We start from the raw sequence: 17,273 nt of genomic DNA on the forward strand, positions 1-17,273 counted from the left end.
CTTCTCAATTATGTCGTTTCTCTATCTACTAACTCTGGTAATAACTCTATATGCTTCACATCTAATTTCTCTTCATTAATCTTTTCATATAATAATTCAAACGCTTTCACTCCAACGTTTTTACTAGAATGCGAAATCGTCGTTATACCCAATATATCTGCCACCTCTTGATCATCACACCCGATAATCGTAATATCCTCTGGAATACGAAATCCTTGTTTTTTTGCTTCTGTAACCATCCCCGCTGCAATATGGTTACAAGATACAAGGAACGCCGTCGGTTTTACTGACATATGAGCCCATTCTCTAATTACATTGCGTCCATCTTCCACTGTAAAACATCCCTCAAATTTCCAGGTCTCTAACGATGTTACGATACTCTGTTGAAGCGAATCTTCGTACGCCTTCTTTCGTCTTTGGCTATTAACGCTATTACTTCTTCCAATACAATATCCAATACGTGTATGACCGGCATCTATTAAACTTTTCATCCCACGTGAAAATACTTTGTAGTAATCGATATGGACACTTGAAATATACTTCGAATCTATTTCTTCACACATAACAATCGGGCCGAATTTCGTATATTCTTCAAGCTTCTCCTTACTATTTGTCCGAGAACAAATAATAACCCCATCAAGCTTTTTCATTTTTAACATATTTAAAATTTCTAGTTCTCTTTCTTCGCTATAATTTGTCTGGCAAAGCATCATATTATAATTATTCTTTGCTGTTTCTTTTGATATCCCCTCGATAATAGCACTATAATATTGATCATTTACGTGTGGCAATAAAACGCCAATTACATTCGTTTTTCCTTTCACTAAATGAATTGCATTCACGTTTTGCGTGTAATTTAATTCTTCTATAATTGCTAAAATTTCTTTTCGTTTCTGTTCATTTACGTACGGATGATTATTTAGTACACGTGAAACAGTTGAAACAGATACTCCAGCAAGTTCAGCAATCTTTCTTATATTTGTCATCTCATTTTCCCCTTCTCACAAAAATTCTCCCTTGACCTGGTAAGCTTTCCACAATATATCCTTTCCTAGCAAATACATGTAGAAAGGATATACAACTATGCTTCGATTCAAATTAGAATATATATTTTTCATTGGCGGTTTACTCATTCTTGCCATCGGTATTAATATGATGACAACAATTACTTCCTTTGGACTTAGTCCTTATGATTCCTTCTTTATTGCACTATATCAAAATTTTGGGATAAGCATTGGTTTTTGGATTTTCATGATTAACTTTGCCTTTACACTTATCGTACTCTTTTGGAATAAAAAACAAATTACAATCGGTACAATTGTAACGATGGTTCTTATTTCTCTTTTTGTTGATTGGATTGGTTCCATTACAACTATTATGGACGCTATCCGCTCTCTTCCAAAATATATAACACTTATTTGCGGAAATCTATTCGTTGGAGCTGGAATTGGTCTTTACGTCTCTACAAACCTTTGCGCGGCGCCTCAAGAAGCTTTCGTTTTAACGGTTGCTGAAAAGAAAAAATGGACGTTTAGAAGAACAGAGATTTCATTAGCCTTTTTATTTTTAACGTTAAGCTTTTTATTAGATGGACCTATCTATTTTGGAACAATCATCTTATCCTTTACAACAGGCTGGATTATCCAAGCATTTATTCAAGTTGGTACGCAGATTTTAAATAGAAAAGAGCCTATTAAGCAAGCTGCTTAATAGGCTCTTTCTGTTTTATGGTAAGAGATACTACTTAGCATCCCCTTCAATTCGATAGTTCGCTTTCAAACAATCGATTTCTTCATACCCTTGCAACGTATGTAGAATATAATCATAATCAGCAAGAGACGCACGATGCGTTACAATTACAATTTCAGCCTTTCCTTTCTCTTCAAGCGGCATTTGAATAATCTTTTCAAAGCTAACGCCACGCTCAGAGAACAATGAAGTAATTTTTGCAAATACACCAATTTCGTCTTTTACATGCAGTCTTAAAAACTTTTTCACGACAATTTCGTCTGGCTCTTTTAATACTTTTTGATATTGTGGGACTACAGCACTATTTCCTGTTACCCCTAATCTAATATTTTGCATTACAGCAACTAAATCCGAAACAACAGCTGTCGCTGTCGGTAAACTTCCTGCGCCTGGTCCATAAAACATCGTTTCTCCAACTGCTTCACCGTACACATACACAGCGTTATATTCATTTTGTACTGCCGCAAGAGGATGTGTATTTGGAAGTAAAGTTGGTTCAACTGTAACCTCCAATTTTTCACCATCTCGTTTTGCAAGACCGATTAATTTAATTGTATAACCTAAGCTCTTACTGTATTCAATATCTTCCTCTGTAATAGAGGTAATCCCTTTTACTTTCACATCTCCAAGCTCTACATTTGTAGAGAAACCGAGAGTAGCTAAAATCGTCATTTTTCTTGCTGCATCTAAACCTTCTACGTCTGATGTTGGATCTGCTTCTGCAAATCCAAGTTGTTGGGCTTCTTTTAACACGTCGTTATATGCTCTCCCTTCATCTGACATTTTCGTCAAAATAAAATTTGTCGTTCCATTTACAATTCCCATTACTTTCGTAATAAGATCTGAAGAAAGTCCTTCTACGATACTGCGTAAAATTGGAATTCCCCCTGCCACACTCGCCTCATAGAATAAATCAGCCTTATTATCTTTTGCTGTCGCTAATAATTCAGCTCCATGTAATGCCATTAAGTCTTTATTTGCAGTTACAACATGCTTTCCGCTTTTTAAAGCTTGTAAAATATATGATTTTGCATCATCAATGCCACCCATCACTTCGATGACAACATCAATATTTGGATTATCTAAAATTTCATTTGCATCTTGTGTTAATAGAGTAGAAGGTACCTCTACCTCTCTCTCTTTCTCAATGTTTTGCACTAATACTTTCGTTACCTTAACTGGACAACCTACTTGGTGTATGAGTCGTTCTTGATGATCTGTAATAATACGAACCACACCACTACCAACTGTCCCAAGACCTAATAACCCAACTTGAATTTCTTTCATAGTACTGTCCACCCCTCAAAAATTGTGTTTAGATGAAATTATATGAGTAAAAAATCTGAAAAACAATGTATTTTGAACATTCGGAAAAATATAAGTTAATCTTTACAAGGAAAACGTTGCCACGTGTTACACAATCTTTCTTTACAATATATAAGGGGTTTCTTGATACACGTAATAATTCAACCAATTAGAAAACAATAAATTACCATGACTCCTCCACCTAACAAGCGGCTTTTCATCTGGATTATTATGTTTAAAATAGTTTTTTGGCACATCAATATTTAATCCCTTGTCACGATCTCGTTCGTATTCTTGTTTTAACGTCTCACAACTATATTCGCTATGTCCAAGGGCAAAAACTTGCCTTCCTTCTGGCCCAATAACAAGGTGAACACCTGCTTCTTCAGAGTTTGCTAACAATGTTAATTCTTTCACTTCTCTAATATCATTCTCTCGTACTTCTGTATGACGAGAATGCGGAGCAAAAAACAATTCATCAAATCCTTGTAACAATTTCACATGTTGCTCGCAAACCTCATGTTCAAATACACCGAACATTTTTTCCTTAAGGGGATACTTTGGAACACCATAATGATAGTACAAACCAGCCTGTGCCCCCCAGCAAATATGGAGCGTAGATGTTACATTCGTTTTTGAATACTCCATAATACGTTTAAGCTCTTCCCAATAATCTACTTCTTCAAAAGAAAGAGTTTCAACTGGTGCTCCTGTAATAATGAGCCCATCAAATTTTTCATTTTCAATATCACGAAACGTTTTATAAAAGCTCGTTAAATGGTCCTGCGCTACATTACGAGACAGATGTGATTCCATATGAAGTAAATGAACATCTAATTGCAACGGTGTGTTTCCAATTAAGCGAAGTAATTGTGCTTCTGTGTCTTGCTTCGTTGGCATTAAATTTAATATAGCAATTTTCAAAGCGCGTATATCTTGTGTTTCTGCTCGCTCCTTCGTCATTACAAAAATATTTTCTTTTTGCAACACTTTGCGAGCCGGTAAATCTTTATCAATTATGATCGGCATGTGTTTTGCCTCCAACTAGAGCTGCTTCCAAATCTGCAATAATATCAGAAACATCTTCTATACCAACCGATAAACGAATTAAATCAGATGTAACACCAGCTAAACGCTGATCTTCAGCATTTAATTGTCTATGCGTCGTACTAGCGGGATGTATAACGCAAGTTCGTGCATCAGCTACGTGCGTTACAAGAGTTGCTAGTTTTACATTTGCGATAAATTCTTTTGCTGCTTCTAATCCCCCTTTAATACCAAATGTTAAAACCCCACTAGCACCTTTTTTCAAATACTTTTGTGCTAACGAGTAATTTTCATTACTATCTAATCCCGGATAATTCACCCATTCAATACGTTCATGATTAGCAAGCCACTTAGCAACTGCCAGAGCATTTTCGCTATGACGCTCCATTCGTAAATGCAAAGTCTCTAAGCCAATATTGCTAATATATGCATTGAATGGGCTCATACAATTTCCATAATCTCTTAATAGTTGAACACGTGCCTTCACAATATATGCTGCTGCACCAAAGTTTTGAACGTAACTTACACCGTGATAACTTGGATCTGGTTCAACAAGCTCAGGATATTTTCCATTTGTCCAATCAAAGTTTCCACCGTCAATTACAATACCGCCTAAAGAGCTCGCATGCCCATCGATATATTTAGTCGTAGAATGAACAATAATATTTGCCCCATATTCAAACGCTTGGCATAAATAAGGAGTTGCTAATGTATTATCAACGATAAAAGGTACCTCTAATTCTTTAGCGGCAGCTGAAAATTCTTTGAAATTTAAAACATTCATCGCTGGATTTCCTAATGATTCTGCATAGATAAGTTTCGTCTTATCGTTAGCAAGTGCCGTAATTTCATCTGCCGTTAAATTTGGATTAAAGAACGTAACATCAATGCCAAGCTTACGTAAACTCACCCCAAATAAATTAAACGTTCCCCCGTAAACAGTTGAAGAGCAAAGTAAATGATCCCCACTACTACAAATATTTAAAACTGCGAGCATAATAGCTGCTTGCCCAGAAGCCGTTGCAACAGCTCCTACACCGCCTTCTAAATCTGATAACTTCTGCTCAAATGCGGCTAGAGTAGGGTTTCCAATACGCGTATAAATATATCCTTCTGCCTCTAAGTTAAATAGAGCTGCTAAATCATCCGAAGTATCGTATTTATAAGTTGTGCTTTGATAAAGTGGTAAAACACGTGGTTCACCATTCTTTGGCGTATAGCCACCTTGCACACAAATCGTTCCTTTTCCCCATGATTCTCCCATCTCTCATTCTCCTTTCTTTTATACAAAATAAAAAACTGCCCCTTTCCTGAAAACAAGAAAGGAGCAGTTTGAAAACACGCTCTAAAGGCTCTTTCTTATCTCTCAGGATTACTACCTGCAGGATTTGGCACAATTCCGTTATACGGCTGTTGCCAAGGTTTCATCGGGCCTGTCCCTCCACCTTTTCTTGATAAGACTATGCAATTACCGTTGATTTTATAGCAATAATTTCCTAATGTCAAACAGTTTTTCTGAATGTTCTAAAATAAATGTTAACAGTTTCATATAAAGCAACAAAAGAAATATATTCTAGTCTATTTCAAAAAAGACCTTTAAAAAACTCAAATCAGTCTATAAAATTAAATAAGTAATTTAACCTATAAATTCAAATTCTCTAAAATTCAGCCTATATGTTGAATAGGCGGTCCTCTCAAAAAGATACTATATATATTCAATCCATTTTCCACTAGTATATTTCACTTTTTCCCTACTGAGATTTACATAACGGAGGTATAACATGACAAATAAAAAAGATATGCAGTACATACTTGCTCTATATGGCATTCTTCTAGGATCTATAGTAGGAGCTACAGTCTGGTTATTTTTAGTCACAATAAATATTGGAATCCACTTTATTTGGGGATACTTGCCTGAAGTTCTCTCTTATCCCTCTTATTACACCCTTTGCGTAACAATAATTGGCGGGGTCCTCGTTGGTCTATCACAAAAATATTTCGGTATATATCCACGCCTTATGCCTGAAGTGATGACTGAATATAAAAAAACTGGTCGAATCGAATATCGCTTTGTCCATCAGGCTACTTTAACAGCGATTATTGTTTTAATTTTCGGAGCTAGTCTTGGTCCAGAAGCCGCACTAGTTGGAATTATAGGCGGACTGTGCACATGGGTAGGGGATCGCTTTAAATTTGCCTTAAAGGGTATGAATGAGCTAACCGAGATTGGAATTGGCGCTACTTTAAGTGTCATTTTTAACGCACCATTATTCGGTTATTTAGCACCGAATGAAAATGAGGGGGAACAAATTGCTGCTTTTTCTAAAGGAAAAAAGGCAATTGTATACTTAGCTACTACTTTCGCAGGTTTTTCTGTTTATTTACTACTGAGTAAACTCGATAATCGTGGATCCTTTATTGTTGATTTCGAGGAAGGTGCACTTTCTTTCAATGAATGGATCGCATTTCTTCCACTTGCTAGTATCGGTGCTATAGTTGGTTTCTTTTATTTCAAGTTAGAATTCACATTAGAGAAGTTAATTCACCCTTTTAGGGAATACAAGCTGACACTCGGAATTATCGGTGGCATTTTATTAGGAATTGCAGGAACTTTTCTTCCGTACACATTATTTTCAGGGGAACATCAATTAAAAGAGTTAGTTGTTGAATGGAGCCATTTATCTTTTTGGATACTACTTCTTTCAGGGATTTTAAAGTTGTGTATTACTGCCGTTTGTTTGAACACAGGGTGGCGGGGTGGACATATCTTCCCAATTATATTTTCTGGGTCAAGTATCGGATACGCTGTAGCATCTATTCTTCCTATAGATCCAGTAGCATCCGTTGCTATCGTAACGACAGCAATTTCAAGCTATGCGTTACGAAAGCCAATAGCTATAACATTACTATTACTTATGTTTTTCCCGCTTAATTTACTATTGCCCATGCTTGGTGCAGCTGCTATCGGGAATGCCTTTCCACTCCCAAAACATAACGAAAATAAAAATTAATAAAAATAGGCAGTGGGGACGAAAGCTCCACTGCCTATTTTTTTATTACACATGCTGCTTTAATAACGCTTCTAACTCCTCAAAATTATGCACTTCATATGTCGGTATAATCCCACTATCATTTAATTTCCTTTCTGGATTAAACCAACAAGTATCAATTCCCGCTACATATCCACCTTTAATATCAGCGCTTAATGAATCACCAATAATCAGCCCTTCTTCAGGTGCAAAGTTAGGAATCCGTTCAAAAACATAATCAAAATACTCTTTCATCGGCTTTTGAAAACCTGTATCTTCTGAAACAAAAACATCTTTAAACAATGAATGTAACCCTGCATTACGCAAACGTTTATCTTGCGTCTTAGAAACACCATTTGTCACTATATACAACTCATACTCCCCTTGAATTTGATTTATAAATTCAAACGCACCTTGCATGAGTTGATTTCCTTCTTCTAAGTAGTTACGGTAATTATTTTCGAATAATATTCCGTCTACTTCTTCTCCATACTCTTGAAACAACAGAGAGAATCGTGTATTTATAACTTCATTGCGTGATAGTTCACCTTTTTCAAAAGCATCCCAAAGACCCTTATTTATTTTTTTATAACGAGCCTCTATCTCGTCTGTTAAAGAGATTCCCTTCTCTTCAAAAAGCACCCGTAAAGCCATTTTTTCAGCCTTTTGGAAATCTAATAATGTATCATCTACATCAAATAGCAATGTTTTATATTTTTTCATAAACTCATCACACTCTCTTTTCTACAAAAACAAATTTACATAAATCGTATCATTCCTTCTTGTAAAGATAATAGGAGATATCTCATACTATAAATAGGGGTGAAAATATGAAAATCAGCAAAAATGAGGAAGAAATTTATCAATACATGCAAATCCATCAATTCCATACCCTATTTTCATTTCATGTCTTGCCATATGTAGAGCTACATTCTTTTCAAACGAAAGAGATGATATGTAGCGAAGGAAATACTCTCCCTTATCTCTATTACTTAATTTCTGGGAAGGCAAAAATATATATGAGTCATAAAAACGGGAAGGTTTCATTAATTAATTTTATTCAAGCACCATCTTTTATCGGGGAATTAGGATTAATAGGAGTAGAAAATATTACTAAGTCCGTTGAAGTACTAGAAGATTGTGTTTGTTTGGCACTTCCTCTTAAAGATTGTCAGCAACTTTTATTACAAGATGCAACGTTTTTACAGCACTTATGCAAATTTATTGGAGAAAAGACAATTACTCGCACTGAAAATTACGCAAAAAACTATAGTTATCCTTTTGAAAATCGATTAGCTGCTTTTATTTTATTAACAGAACAAAATAATTGTTATATAGAAAAGCATACTGAGGCCTCGGAATATTTAAATGTCAGCTACCGTCATCTTTTATATGTATTAAATCAGTTTTGCCAACAAAATTACTTAAAAAAAGACGGAAGAACCTATTACATACGAGATCGAATTCAATTAAAAAAACTTGCTGATGAACTAAAAATATAAAAAAACAGCATTAACGTTTACATGTTAATGCTGCCTTTTCGAGTGACGATTATAATTTTAATTAAAATTTACTTGCTACTTTAGCTGCTTCTTCAAGACCTGCAGCAATGATTTCTTCCGCTTTATCTGGGAATTGGTTATGTCCTTCAATAATTACTGTTTCCATGTTTGTTGCGCCGAAGAAGCCCATCATACTTGCTACATATTTAACAGCCATTTCTACCTCAGCTGCTGGACCTTCTGAATATACGCCGCCTCGTGCATTTAATAATGCAATCTTCTTATCACCGATTAGGCCAACTGGACCCTCTGGCGTGTATTTGAACGTTTTACCAGCACGGTTTAAATAATCAATATATGTGTGTAACACTGCTGGAATCGTTAAGTTCCATAATGGGAAGCCGAAAACAACTTTATCAGCTTCTAGGAATTGATTTAAATACTTATCAGCAACTGCTACTGCTTTTGCCTCTTCTTCTGTTAAATCAAATCCTTTACCTGCCTTGAATGTACCATTGATCATGTCTACACCTACATATGGTAATTCTTCTTTATATAAATCCAGTTCTACTACTGTATCATTTGGGTGTGCTTCTTTATAGTTTGCTAAAAATGCCTCATATAATTTTACACTAACTGCTTGTTCCGCTGGACGGTTGTTTGCTTTAACGAATAAAACTGTTGCCATTATTTCTTCCTCCTAATACTCACTCTTATGTTGTTATATGCTTTCAAAAAAGGTATCCCTTGTAATTGTTGTTTTGTTGCTTACAAACATATTTTATCTTTATATCAAGACAATTTCGTCCTCACATAGACGTATTTTTCCATAAAAAAAGTCCACCTTCTAAAGGCGAACTAGGTCTTACGACTTTTGTCTTATAAAATTCCATTTTTCACTGCATATAACGCCGCTTGCGTACGATCGGATAAATTTAATTTACTCAAAATGCTACTTACATGCGCCTTAACCGTCTTTTCTGTAATAACTAAAACAGATGCAATTTCCTTATTGCTCATCCCTTTTGCTAATAGTTGCAACACCTCATTTTCTCTCGCTGTTAGCACATCCACTTGAATAGAATGTTCTTCTTCCTTTTCTTCTACAGGTAATGTTTGAGAGAGAAGAGCATTTGCTATATCCGGATGTAATTGAATATTACCTTTATATGCACTTCGAATAGCCTCAACAAGCTGATCCGGTTCTACATCTTTTAAAATATACCCACTTGCTCCAGCCCTTAATGCAGGTAACACATGCGCCTGATCAGAAAAGCTAGTTAACACAATTACTTTCACATTTGGATACTCTTTTTTAATATATGCCGTCGCCTCAACACCATCCATTTCAGGCATATATAAATCCATTAATATAACATCAGGATTTGTTTCTCCTACTTTCACTAACGCTTCTTTCCCATTATTCGCTTCTCCAACTAACTCTAAATCTTCCTGTGTACTTAAGAAAAATGCTAATCCTTTTAAAACGACTGTATGATCATCAACTAACAATACTTTTATTTTCACAAACTTCCCTCATTTTCACATCATAATGGTACATTTACTTTTACGCTCGTTCGTTTATTACTACTTACAATTTTAATTGTTCCACCAACTAATTCTACTCTTTCACGCATCGTAGTCATACCTAGTGATTTCTTTTCTTTTATATTCTTTTCCACAAAGCCCTTTCCTTGATCAACTATTTCTAATGATACATTTTTCTCATTCACTGTAAAATAAATCGTCGCTTCTTTTACACCTGCATGCTTACTTACATTGTTCAGTGCTTCTTGGCCAATGCGCCATAAAGCTTCTTCTACTACACGAGGTAAATCACGAACACCCGTAACTTGCTCCCTAATTTTCAGTCCCAAATTTTCACCGTACTGCTTTAGAGCTGGCAATAATCCTTTTTCTAATCCTGCTGGACGAAGCTGCCAAATTAATGTCCTCATTTCTTTCAAAGCTCCTTGTGCAAGTTCACGCATCTCATGCAAAGATTGATCTACCTTTTCATTTTTACCTTTTAAAACTGCCTCGGCGCCTTTTGTCATGAAGGTTAATGAAAATAATTTTTGCGAAACAGAATCATGTAAATCTCTTGCTAATCGGTTTCTTTCTTCCATTCGTACAAGTTCACGGCGCTGCTCGTTTAACCTCAAATTCTCTATTATTAACGAAACATGGTTTGATAGCGCTTGAATTACATCTATTGTATTAGCATCAAACTCTCCATTATTCAAGCTAACACATAAAACACCAAATATATGGTTTTGAATATGTATTGGCGTAGCAATAACAGTTTGATTTAGATGCACATTATGCCCTATTTGATGTTTTATTAGAACTGGTTCATCTTGCTCTAACGCCTTGTTGGCCGCCTCTTTCACTTCCTCTTGTAACTCTTCCTGAACGTAAGACGCTCGCAGAGATAATTCTTTTTCCTCCCTAATAAAAAGCGCTACTTGATTCCATTGAAATACTTCACCTACGTGATTTACCACCTTTTCAGGTAATACATTAAACTTATGAATCGTTTTTAAATCTTGAATGAAACGCTCTAATTTCACATAATAATGTGCTCTTCTTTTTTCATTTTCATATAATTTTGTTCGCTTTAAAGCCGTACCAATTTGGAAAGCAACCGATTGGAGTAATACTAATTCTTCTTCCGAAAAATGTGTTTTACCCGGACTTGCAACATTTAACAACCCAAATTTTTCTCCTCCAGCTTTTAAAGGAACCGTAGCATGATGAAGAATGCCCTCCGTATCTCCCCAATTATATTCAATTGCATTATTAATTCTTTTACATTCAATAATATTAACGGCTCTCTCTAATTTCCCATCTACAAAACCCCGTAAACACCAACACTCACCTTCGCACATCGGGCGTTTATTTTCATATGTAAGTGCCTCTGGTAATTGGTAATCAATCAACTTCGTATACTTCCCATTTTCATCTGCAAGAAAAATCCATCCTGTCGTTAAGCCTGTCACACTTAGTAATTTCTCTAGGACAGCTTGCAATACATGATACGTATCATTTGATGTATTTAATGTTTCTGCAATTTCCTTTAATATAACTAATTCATTTGTACGATTATCTCGAAACATACTCAGTCTCCTGCATACAAGATTTTAAATAGCTCTTAAAATAAATCATCTACTTTTCACTTTGTACTTATTCGTAACATTGATATAATGGTGAAAACATAGTTTTCATTATATCACTTGAGGGGGCTTTCATAATGACATTAAATAAAGCACTTACTATCGCTGGTTCTGACACAAGTGGCGGTGCTGGTATACAAGCAGATTTAAAAACATTCCAAGAACTTGGCGTATACGGAATGACATCTCTTACAACAATCGTAACGATGGATCCACATAACGGTTGGGCACATAACGTATTTCCAATCCCAGCTTCTACATTAAAACCACAATTAGAAACAACAATTGAAGGTGTTGGCGTAGATGCTTTAAAAACAGGTATGCTTGGATCAGTAGAAATTATTGAAATGGTTGCAGAAACAATCGAAAAGCACAATTTCAAAAATGTAGTAGTTGACCCTGTTATGGTATGTAAAGGTGCAGATGAAGCATTACATCCTGAAACGAACGATTGCTTACGTGACGTTCTTGTGCCAAAGGCATTAGTTGTAACGCCAAACTTATTTGAAGCTTACCAATTAAGCGGTGTGAAAATTAATTCTCTTGAGGACATGAAAGAAGCAGCGAAGAAAATCCACGCTTTAGGTGCCAAATACGTACTAATTAAAGGCGGAAGCAAACTTGGTACGGAAACTGCAATCGACGTCCTATATGATGGAGAAACATTCGAACTTCTAGAATCAGAAAAAATCGATACAACCAATACACACGGTGCAGGTTGTACATATTCTGCTGCAATTACAGCAGAACTTGCAAAAGGAAAACCTGTGAAAGAAGCAGTAAAAACTGCTAAAGAATTCATCACAGCCGCTATTCGTTACTCATTCAAAATTAACGAATACGTAGGTCCAACTCACCATGGTGCATATCGTAAATTCGTTGTATCAAAAGAACTTGTCTAATATATAAATAAAAACACTCACAAGGTTCATACATTGACTCTGTGAGTGTTTTTTATAAGCTTTATGTCTTCTGGTCATCTTATCTTTAAGATGCAGAACTAACCTTATTTCTACCATTTCGTTTCGAGTAGTATAACGCATCATCCGCCGCTTGAATAAATTGCTCTGATGACCCTTCATACTCTGAAACCCCTACCGAAACCGTAATTTTTATTTTTGTTCCATCTAACAATTGAAATGGGTGACTTTCAACAGCTGTACGAATTTGCTCGCCCATACAAATTCCGTAAGCTAATCCCTTATTCGGTATCAAAAGCGCAAACTCCTCTCCACCCTTTCGAAAAGCCAAATCTGGAAATTGTGAAGTTTCTCGTAAAATACATCCTACTTGTTTTAACACTTCGTCCCCTGCAGGATGCCCGTACGTATCATTTACATACTTAAAGTGATCAATATCTATAAGGAGTAAACAAAGCGAATCATTTTTCATGTTCTTATTACTAATATGACAATTCATCTCTAAATCAAACTGTCTTACGTTTCCTAAACCTGTCAATGCATCTATCGTTGCGTATTGTTTCATCTTTTGAAATAACTCATTGGATTGTAAAACATAGTTTGTACTTACGAATGTTATGTAACCTGTAGTAATACTTGAAATTAAATATAGTACAACTACAGATATATCATTAAATAATATATACATCGGTACTATCAAAATAGAAAGGCAGTATACGTGTAACCATACTAACTTTAACGTAATCGAAGTTTGTATTCTTGCAATAAAGATAACACCAATTCCACTTAGTAGAATTGTATAGCAAGCCAATTCGGAAGCTAAAGAGTACTCAGTAAAAATTAGCCGAGTAATTAAAATTATAGTAACTGTTATACTACTAGCTACCGGACCTCCAACTATAATTGCCAAAATAACGGCTAAATAACGTAAATCCAACATAATATCTTCAATGTGTACACCAAAATGCATTAACAGTACACCTAATATTCCAGTAAAAATACCGATTACACACTTCTGCAAAAAAGAGAATCCTTCTTTTAACGGCTTATCTCTTAAAAGCTGACCTCCAACAAAAATAAAGGAAATAATAATTGTTGTATTTACAAATAAGTCCCTTAACATAAAATAATCTCCCTACTTTTCCATCTATCCCCTTCCTCACTTTATTGTATACGAAATCCCTATAATTCCCAAAGTTTTTTGTTTATTTTTTTGCTGTTCCACGTGAAACAGCAAAAAAAATAAAAAGGGCGAAAACTCGCCCTTTTTCATTAACAACAGCGTGATATTTTTCCACCCTTTGCGTTAAATCTTGCTTCTTGTGCCTCAGCAAAAAACTGCTTTTGACATACAATCTCTTCTTCTGGATGATGCTTTTTCATATGCTCTACGTATATTTCATAACTTGGTACCCCAACGAGCAAACTAATAAAGCGCTTCCTTTCCCCCCATACTTGCCACAGCTTTTTAAGCATAGTTCCTCGACTCACTTTCATCTCTAGGAATATATGGTGCCTCTTTTAACGGCATTGGCTTATTTCTTAATACTTGTATCCAAATTCGAAGTGCTGAAATTAACACAGCGATTACAACTATCATAAAAATCCCACAAAGCGCTGCATCGATATAATCATTAAAAATAATTTGCTTCATTTGAGTAACATTTTTAGCTGGTGCTAACACTTTCCCTTCATCTAACGCTCCCTGAAACACCTTCGCGTGAGATAGAAATCCGATTTTAGGATTTTCATGAAATAGCTTTTGATAACCAGCTGTCATTGTTACAATAAGCAATCCCACAGTTGGAATAAGTGTTACCCAAACGTACGCCTTTTTCCCCATTTTGAACAAAATTGTCGTTCCAAGTAATAATGCAATACCTGCTAGCATTTGATTTGCAATACCGAAAAGTGGCCATAATGTATTAATTCCACCGAGCGGATCTATTACCCCTTGGTATAAGAAATATCCCCACCCTAATACACATAACGTTGTAGCTATTACATTAGCTAATGTAGAATCTGTTTTCGCAAACGGCTTATATACATGCCCTAAAATATCTTGAATCATAAATCGTCCTACACGAGTTCCTGCGTCAATCGTTGTTAAAATAAATAGGGCTTCAAAAAGAATGGCAAAATGATACCAGAATGCCATCATCGCCGTTCCACCTATTACTTGTGAGAAAATATATGCCATACCTATTGCTAACGTTGGTGCTCCACCTGTACGTGATAAAATTGTTTGCTCTCCAACATTTACAGCAAGTTCTTTTAATTCATTTGGTGTAATAGCAAATCCCCATGAAGAAATAACTTGAGCTGCCTGCGATACATCCGTACCAATAAGTGCCGCCGGACTATTAATCGCAAAATAAGTTCCTGGCGTTAATACACAAGCTGCAATCATTGCCATCGCTGCTACAAATGACTCCATTAACATTGCTCCGTAACCAATTGGCTGTGCATGTCCCTCTTGCTCAATCATTTTTGGAGTTGTACCAGATGAAACGAGAGCATGGAATCCAGAGACCGCACCACAGGCAATCGTAATAAATAAGAACGGGAATAAATTGCCGGAGAAAACAGGACCAGTTCCATCAATAAATTGCGAAACTGCTGGCATTTGTAAATTGGGTGCTACAATTAAAATACCTATCGCCAATCCAACGATTGTTCCAACTTTTAAAAATGTACTTAAATAATCACGTGGTGCTAATAGCATCCAAACTGGTAATGCAGATGCAATAAATCCATATACAATAAGCATAATAGCAATTGTTTCACCACTAAATGTGAACATACTTGCAAGTGTTGGGTTTTCTGCTACATACTGTCCTCCAATAAGAGATAAAATAAGTAGGATAATACCAATTACTGACCCTTCTCCAACACGACCAGGCCTAATATAGCGCATATAAACTCCCATTAAAATAGCGATAGGAATCGTTGCTGCTATCGTAAACATTCCCCAAGGACTTCCGATCAGTGCCTTTACTACGACTAACGCTAATACTGCTAATAAAATAATCATAATTCCTAAAATACCTATCATTGCAATTAGTCCTGTAACAGGTCCAATCTCATCCTTAATCATTTCTCCTAACGATTTACCATTACGTCTCATCGAAGCAAATAAAATGACAAAATCTTGAACAGCCCCCGCAACAACTACCCCAACAATAATCCAAATGGTCCCTGGTAAATATCCCATTTGTGCTGCTAAAATCGGTCCTACTAAAGGTCCCGCCCCAGCAATCGCTGCAAAGTGATGTCCAAATAATACCCACTTATTTGTCGGAACATAGTCTTTCCCATCGTTTAATGTATGGGCTGGTGTTTGCCGATTATCATCTAAATTAAAAACCTTTCTCGCTATAAATCTACTATAAAAACGATAAGCAACTGCATATACACATACGGCAGCTACTAAGAGCCATACAGCATTAATGGTTTCACCTTGTGATAAAGCTATTACCCCAAAAGCACCTGCTCCTACTGCTGTAATAACGCCCCAAAGTAAGATCGATTTCAATGTCTTCACATACAATTCCCCCAATACTATTTCTTAGTGGAGATTGTACTAAATTTTCTGAATATTTAACTTGAATCCTCCTTATCATGAAGGATTTTCAGTTTATCATGTTAAAATACTCTCATTACCTACTATAATTCAATGTTATTTCGAAGGCGTTTTACATAATTACGACTGACTGGAATCGGTTGCTCATCATACCTATCTAAATACAAATTATACGTGCCATTATAATAAGGTTTCAGTTCTTTTACATATGACATATTAATTAAATAGCTTTTATGCACACGTAAAAAATCATATGCATTTAGCTTATTTTCTAATTCCTGAAGTGTATATGTTGAAATATACTGATTATTCGTTGTGTAAATTGAAACAGTTTTATTTTCTTTATTTTTACTTACATATACGATATCTTCTGGAAGCATATATCGTATACCTTCTTGACTTTCTATCGGTAGTTTCCGCAAATAACTCTTTGCTTTCTCACCTTGTTCTTTACCTATTTTATATAAAAGAAATTGTAAATCTTCTTCACGAAATGGTCGTAATAAATAATAAAATGCTTGGAAACGAAAAGCTGTAATAGATTCCTCTATGTTTTCACCTACAAAAATAAATTTTGTATAGCAATTTATTTCTCGTAATAAACTTGCATATTCAAAACCAGTACCATCTAGTAATTTGGAACTTAAAAAAACAAAGTCTGGTATATGTTTTTTCATCATAAATAAAGATTCTGTTCCTGTCTTTGCTTCAAAACATTCTACATTTCTCATATTTTCAGTGAAATTTTCAGCTAACTCTCTTCTCTCTTCTGCCTCTTCCATGATCAGTAAAATTTTCATTTCTTCAACCACCTAATTCTTTGTCCATATGTCCTGCTGTATACATTCGCTTTTATAAGAAATAATCCCTTTTTCTTACTATACCATTATTTATCTAAAAAAACAGAAAAAAGGAAACCCCTTCGGTTTCCTCTCCCCCTTTATCCTACATTAACTGCCTAG

General features: G+C 35.5%; 16 protein-coding genes and 1 riboswitch. Of the genes, 4 read left to right on the forward strand and 12 right to left on the reverse strand.

Annotated features, from left to right (window positions below; translation table 11 throughout):
- Positions 1 to 8 precede the first annotated feature (8 nt).
- A complete protein-coding gene (locus BM089_RS24310; protein WP_053563286.1) occupies positions 9 to 986 on the reverse strand; it encodes a LacI family DNA-binding transcriptional regulator in 978 nt (325 codons plus the stop codon).
- Positions 987 to 1,083: 97 nt separating this feature from the next.
- Between BM089_RS24310 and BM089_RS24315 the strand changes: the two genes are divergently transcribed.
- Positions 1,084 to 1,710 (forward strand): YczE/YyaS/YitT family protein, encoded by a 627-nt coding sequence (locus BM089_RS24315; RefSeq protein ID WP_000943411.1) that lies wholly within the window; start codon positions 1,084 to 1,086, stop codon positions 1,708 to 1,710.
- 30 nt (positions 1,711 to 1,740) lie between these two features.
- Here BM089_RS24315 and BM089_RS24320 read toward each other — a convergent pair whose 3' ends face one another.
- The 3 genes from BM089_RS24320 to BM089_RS24330 all read right to left on the reverse strand — a co-directional run bounded on the left by BM089_RS24320 (position 1,741) and on the right by BM089_RS24330 (position 5,365).
- On the reverse strand, positions 1,741 to 3,036 hold the full coding sequence (locus BM089_RS24320; protein WP_000659109.1) for a homoserine dehydrogenase: 1,296 nt from the start codon (positions 3,034 to 3,036) through the stop codon (positions 1,741 to 1,743).
- 141 nt (positions 3,037 to 3,177) lie between these two features.
- A complete protein-coding gene (gene metA / locus BM089_RS24325; protein WP_001121531.1) occupies positions 3,178 to 4,083 on the reverse strand; it encodes a homoserine O-acetyltransferase MetA in 906 nt (301 codons plus the stop codon).
- Entirely contained in the window at positions 4,067 to 5,365 is a 1,299-nt protein-coding gene (locus BM089_RS24330) for a bifunctional O-acetylhomoserine aminocarboxypropyltransferase/cysteine synthase (protein ID WP_000504786.1), read from the reverse strand. The genes metA and BM089_RS24330 overlap by 17 nt, the downstream gene beginning before the upstream one ends.
- A gap of 92 nt (positions 5,366 to 5,457) precedes the next feature.
- Positions 5,458 to 5,562, reverse strand: a riboswitch (SAM riboswitch).
- A 320-nt stretch (positions 5,563 to 5,882) separates the two neighbouring features.
- Here BM089_RS24330 and BM089_RS24335 point away from each other — a divergent pair.
- Positions 5,883 to 7,112 carry a chloride channel protein gene (locus BM089_RS24335; protein WP_090978325.1) on the forward strand — a complete coding sequence of 410 codons (1,230 nt, stop codon included), beginning with the start codon at positions 5,883 to 5,885 and terminating at the stop codon, positions 7,110 to 7,112.
- 45 nt (positions 7,113 to 7,157) lie between these two features.
- On the opposite strand, the gene BM089_RS24340 is transcribed toward BM089_RS24335, so the two are convergent.
- Complete coding sequence (locus BM089_RS24340) at positions 7,158 to 7,853, reverse strand: YjjG family noncanonical pyrimidine nucleotidase (RefSeq protein WP_090978327.1); 696 nt, start codon at positions 7,851 to 7,853, stop codon at positions 7,158 to 7,160.
- Positions 7,854 to 7,960: 107 nt separating this feature from the next.
- Between BM089_RS24340 and BM089_RS24345 the strand changes: the two genes are divergently transcribed.
- A complete protein-coding gene (locus tag BM089_RS24345) occupies positions 7,961 to 8,632 on the forward strand; it encodes a transcriptional regulator YeiL (RefSeq protein ID WP_000703310.1) in 672 nt (223 codons plus the stop codon).
- A gap of 61 nt (positions 8,633 to 8,693) precedes the next feature.
- On the opposite strand, the gene BM089_RS24350 is transcribed toward BM089_RS24345, so the two are convergent.
- From BM089_RS24350 to BM089_RS24360, 3 genes are all read right to left on the reverse strand, one after another.
- Positions 8,694 to 9,320 (reverse strand): FMN-dependent NADH-azoreductase, encoded by a 627-nt coding sequence (locus tag BM089_RS24350; protein WP_000246721.1) that lies wholly within the window; start codon positions 9,318 to 9,320, stop codon positions 8,694 to 8,696.
- A 191-nt stretch (positions 9,321 to 9,511) separates the two neighbouring features.
- Positions 9,512 to 10,159, reverse strand: a complete 648-nt coding sequence (locus BM089_RS24355) for a response regulator (RefSeq protein ID WP_000695797.1) — start codon at positions 10,157 to 10,159, stop codon at positions 9,512 to 9,514.
- Positions 10,160 to 10,179: 20 nt separating this feature from the next.
- Positions 10,180 to 11,751, reverse strand: a complete 1,572-nt coding sequence (locus BM089_RS24360; RefSeq protein ID WP_000488132.1) for a GAF domain-containing sensor histidine kinase — start codon at positions 11,749 to 11,751, stop codon at positions 10,180 to 10,182.
- A 134-nt stretch (positions 11,752 to 11,885) separates the two neighbouring features.
- Between BM089_RS24360 and pdxK the strand changes: the two genes are divergently transcribed.
- Positions 11,886 to 12,710 carry a pyridoxine/pyridoxal/pyridoxamine kinase gene (gene pdxK, locus BM089_RS24365; RefSeq protein WP_000174259.1) on the forward strand — a complete coding sequence of 275 codons (825 nt, stop codon included), beginning with the start codon at positions 11,886 to 11,888 and terminating at the stop codon, positions 12,708 to 12,710.
- An 85-nt stretch (positions 12,711 to 12,795) separates the two neighbouring features.
- Here the strand turns inward: pdxK and BM089_RS24370 are convergent, their stop codons facing one another.
- The 4 genes from BM089_RS24370 to BM089_RS24385 form a co-directional block, all read right to left on the reverse strand.
- The gene (locus tag BM089_RS24370) at positions 12,796 to 13,851 is read right to left on the reverse strand and encodes a GGDEF domain-containing protein (protein ID WP_000942876.1); all 1,056 of its coding nucleotides are present in this window, start codon (positions 13,849 to 13,851) and stop codon (positions 12,796 to 12,798) included.
- A gap of 149 nt (positions 13,852 to 14,000) precedes the next feature.
- Complete coding sequence (locus BM089_RS24375) at positions 14,001 to 14,204, reverse strand: YbdD/YjiX family protein (RefSeq protein WP_000914502.1); 204 nt, start codon at positions 14,202 to 14,204, stop codon at positions 14,001 to 14,003.
- Entirely contained in the window at positions 14,197 to 16,272 is a 2,076-nt protein-coding gene (gene cstA / locus BM089_RS24380) for a carbon starvation protein CstA (protein WP_016513279.1), read from the reverse strand. Before cstA ends, BM089_RS24375 begins: the two co-directional genes overlap by 8 nt.
- 122 nt (positions 16,273 to 16,394) lie before the next feature.
- Positions 16,395 to 17,111: a LytR/AlgR family response regulator transcription factor gene (locus BM089_RS24385; protein ID WP_000698259.1), complete on the reverse strand. Its 717-nt coding sequence runs from the start codon at positions 17,109 to 17,111 to the stop codon at positions 16,395 to 16,397.
- Positions 17,112 to 17,273: the final 162 nt, after the last annotated feature.

The sequence above is a fragment of the Bacillus sp. 5mfcol3.1 genome (assembly GCF_900114335.1).
Lineage (GTDB): Bacteria > Bacillota > Bacilli > Bacillales > Bacillaceae_G > Bacillus_A > Bacillus_A thuringiensis_S.

What these genes read in the sequence shown, in the direction of transcription:
- BM089_RS24350 (WP_000246721.1), bottom strand. Translation starts at nt 9,320, where the DNA reads ATGGCAACAGTTTTATTCGTTAAAGCAAACAACCGTCCAGCGGAACAA.
- BM089_RS24340 (WP_090978327.1), bottom strand. Translation starts at nt 7,853, where the DNA reads ATGAAAAAATATAAAACATTGCTATTTGATGTAGATGATACATTATTA.
- BM089_RS24345 (WP_000703310.1), top strand. Translation starts at nt 7,961, where the DNA reads ATGAAAATCAGCAAAAATGAGGAAGAAATTTATCAATACATGCAAATC.
- BM089_RS24315 (WP_000943411.1), top strand. Translation starts at nt 1,084, where the DNA reads ATGCTTCGATTCAAATTAGAATATATATTTTTCATTGGCGGTTTACTC.
- pdxK (WP_000174259.1), top strand. Translation starts at nt 11,886, where the DNA reads ATGACATTAAATAAAGCACTTACTATCGCTGGTTCTGACACAAGTGGC.
- BM089_RS24370 (WP_000942876.1), bottom strand. Translation starts at nt 13,851, where the DNA reads ATGTTAAGGGACTTATTTGTAAATACAACAATTATTATTTCCTTTATT.
- BM089_RS24330 (WP_000504786.1), bottom strand. Translation starts at nt 5,365, where the DNA reads ATGGGAGAATCATGGGGAAAAGGAACGATTTGTGTGCAAGGTGGCTAT.
- BM089_RS24335 (WP_090978325.1), top strand. Translation starts at nt 5,883, where the DNA reads ATGACAAATAAAAAAGATATGCAGTACATACTTGCTCTATATGGCATT.
- BM089_RS24320 (WP_000659109.1), bottom strand. Translation starts at nt 3,036, where the DNA reads ATGAAAGAAATTCAAGTTGGGTTATTAGGTCTTGGGACAGTTGGTAGT.
- BM089_RS24375 (WP_000914502.1), bottom strand. Translation starts at nt 14,204, where the DNA reads ATGCTTAAAAAGCTGTGGCAAGTATGGGGGGAAAGGAAGCGCTTTATT.
- BM089_RS24310 (WP_053563286.1), bottom strand. Translation starts at nt 986, where the DNA reads ATGACAAATATAAGAAAGATTGCTGAACTTGCTGGAGTATCTGTTTCA.
- BM089_RS24385 (WP_000698259.1), bottom strand. Translation starts at nt 17,111, where the DNA reads ATGAAAATTTTACTGATCATGGAAGAGGCAGAAGAGAGAAGAGAGTTA.
- metA (WP_001121531.1), bottom strand. Translation starts at nt 4,083, where the DNA reads ATGCCGATCATAATTGATAAAGATTTACCGGCTCGCAAAGTGTTGCAA.
- BM089_RS24360 (WP_000488132.1), bottom strand. Translation starts at nt 11,751, where the DNA reads ATGTTTCGAGATAATCGTACAAATGAATTAGTTATATTAAAGGAAATT.